4 protein-coding genes are annotated in these 2,212 nt (G+C 34.7%); 1 reads left to right on the forward strand and 3 read right to left on the reverse strand.

Translation table 11 applies throughout. From position 1 onward, the window contains the following. The 3 genes from QZ143_RS09790 to QZ143_RS09800 form a co-directional block, all read right to left on the reverse strand. Positions 1 to 223: hypothetical protein (locus QZ143_RS09790; RefSeq protein WP_292883736.1), on the reverse strand; the 223-nt coding region annotated here is incomplete at its 3' end. A gap of 30 nt (positions 224 to 253) precedes the next feature. Continuing rightward, a complete protein-coding gene (locus QZ143_RS09795) occupies positions 254 to 769 on the reverse strand; it encodes a flavodoxin family protein (protein ID WP_292883738.1) in 516 nt (171 codons plus the stop codon). Next, positions 762 to 1,226 carry a flavodoxin gene (locus QZ143_RS09800; protein WP_292883741.1) on the reverse strand — a complete coding sequence of 155 codons (465 nt, stop codon included), beginning with the start codon at positions 1,224 to 1,226 and terminating at the stop codon, positions 762 to 764. Before QZ143_RS09800 ends, QZ143_RS09795 begins: the two co-directional genes overlap by 8 nt. A gap of 217 nt (positions 1,227 to 1,443) precedes the next feature. On the opposite strand from QZ143_RS09800, the gene QZ143_RS09805 reads away from it, so the two are divergent. Continuing rightward, positions 1,444 to 2,212, forward strand: a 769-nt coding sequence (locus tag QZ143_RS09805) for a uroporphyrinogen-III synthase (protein WP_292883744.1), incomplete at its 3' end; no start/stop codon positions are given.

Genomic DNA, 2,212 nt, shown 5'->3' on the forward strand with positions numbered 1-2,212 from the left:
TTAAAAAAAAATAAGTCATTGAAAGATATTTGGATAATGTTTGGTTTACAAATGAAATGCTAACATCAGCAATTCTTGCAATATCTTTAACACCATAACCTTCTTTACTTAAATTAATGACCAAATTTTCATCTTTTGATTCTAATTCAGATTCAAATTTTTCTTTTTCTTTCTTAACTGCTTCCTGTGCCACTCTCTGAGCATAATCTTCTACTATTTTCATGTTTTCCAACAAATTTTGAAATTTTATTTTTTAGCAGTTCAAACCTGCATCATACACTTCTTTCAAAGTATCTTTTTGTGATTTTACATTTCCAAAGACTTCAAACACTTCTTTTATTGTTGGATTTTTGGCAAATCCTATAAAACTCTTAAGTCCTGTCAGTGCATCGCCACAACTGCTTCCTGCAGCCAGAATTATATAAAAATCCTTGTTTTCAAGATGCCTGAATATCGGATAACACCTGTCGAAAAACATTTTCAGTGTTCCGCACATCTCATAATAATATACCGGAGTCGCATAGACTATCACATCAGCATCCATCATGTCATCAAGAATTTCTGCTATGCCGTCATCCTGAAAGCACTTCATCTCGGAAGTCTTGCATTTATAGCAGGCCTTGCATGATGAAAACTCGATGTCTTCAAGAAAATACTTGACCGCTTCATGGCCTGCATCCTGAGCGCCCCTTAAAAATTCATCACACAACGTATCTGAATTTTGGCCTTTTCTGGGAGATGAACTTATGATTACTACCTTTTTACTCATCTTCAATCCACTCTTTTGCTTTAGAGACATTTCCCATGAATCTCATACCTTTTGAAAAGTCAAGTTCTGGATATGTATCCTGAAGGTCGCTTACGCACTTGTCAACACCTGATCCTCCGGATGTGCAGAAAACCTTAACTGTCTTTCCTTTCAGGTTCACACTTTCTATGAATGTGTTGATTATTGTCGGTGCAGTGTACCACCATACGGGAAAACCGATAGCTACAATGTCATAGCCTGAAACGTCACATGTTTCGGCAATTGGAGGTCTGAAACTTTTATCGTTCATTTCAATGGTTGACCTTGAGTTTTTATCCATATAGTCCAAATCTGCTGCAGTATACTTTTCCACAGGAGTTATTTCAAAAATGTCATAGCTGTTTTCATCTGCTATCTTTTCTGCTACGCTTTTTGTTGTTCCGCTTGCTGAGAAATATGTTATCAATACATTGCTCATCTTATCACCTATTTAAACATAAGGAGATTATATTATATAATTGTTTACATGTGCAACAATTACCAGTCTGGTAAAATATTGTGCCAATTAAATAATAATTGTTTTTTAACATGCATTTCATAGCATTCTTTTACATTGAGAATTAATGATTACACAAATAATTTAAACCAATAAAAACAAAACATATAATATTATAAATTAATGAAGGTAATATAAAATGTCAAAACCTGTTGTTGCAATAACAAGGCCAAAGGATAGGGCAAAAAAGGCTTGTGAGATTGTAGAAAAGCTAGGTGGAAGTGCAATTCTTGCACCGACACTTGATTTGGAGCCTGTCAACACAGAATCTCTAAAAAATCTGGTAGCCAGAAAGGATGAACTTGATTGGATTATCTTTACATCTCCAACAACTATCGTTTCACTGAATAAATTCTATCCTGATTTTATTCCAACTTTAAAGTGCAAATTAGCTGTTATTGGTAATAAAACCGGAAAATTAGCTGAAAAAAATGGGTTGACTGTTGATTTGATGCCTGAAGACTTTACAGCCGAAGGCCTTATTGAAGAGTTCAAAAAACGTGAAATCACTGGCAAAATCATAGGCATTCCAAGAACCGCTTCTGCAAGACCAGTCCTTCCCCAAGAACTTGAAAAACTTGGAAATGAAGTGATTTTAGCTGAAGCATACAAATCACTGTTCCCAATGGATGAAAATGCAGTGCAGGAACTGATACAAAAAATTGAAAATAAGGAAATTGATGCAATCACTTTTACAAGCCCTTTGACTGTTGAAAATTTCTTCCAGATAGCAGAAGATAAAGAAAAACTTGCACAACTGTTAAATGACAACCTATTAGTTGTCTGTATTGGCCCAATTACTGCAAAAGTCCTTGAAAAATATAATATTACCTACATTTACCCCGACACTTACACAGTTCCAGACATGATGGAATTATTATTCAAGACATGGAGGGAAGAAAATGAAT

Origin of the sequence: Methanobrevibacter sp. UBA188, assembly GCF_905234905.1 — an archaeon.
Taxonomy (GTDB): domain Archaea; phylum Methanobacteriota; class Methanobacteria; order Methanobacteriales; family Methanobacteriaceae; genus Methanocatella.

Excerpts from the sequence above, each read along its gene's own strand:
- QZ143_RS09795 (WP_292883738.1), bottom strand. The coding sequence starts at position 769 with ATGAGTAAAAAGGTAGTAATCATAAGTTCATCTCCCAGAAAAGGCCAA.
- QZ143_RS09800 (WP_292883741.1), bottom strand. The coding sequence starts at position 1,226 with ATGAGCAATGTATTGATAACATATTTCTCAGCAAGCGGAACAACAAAA.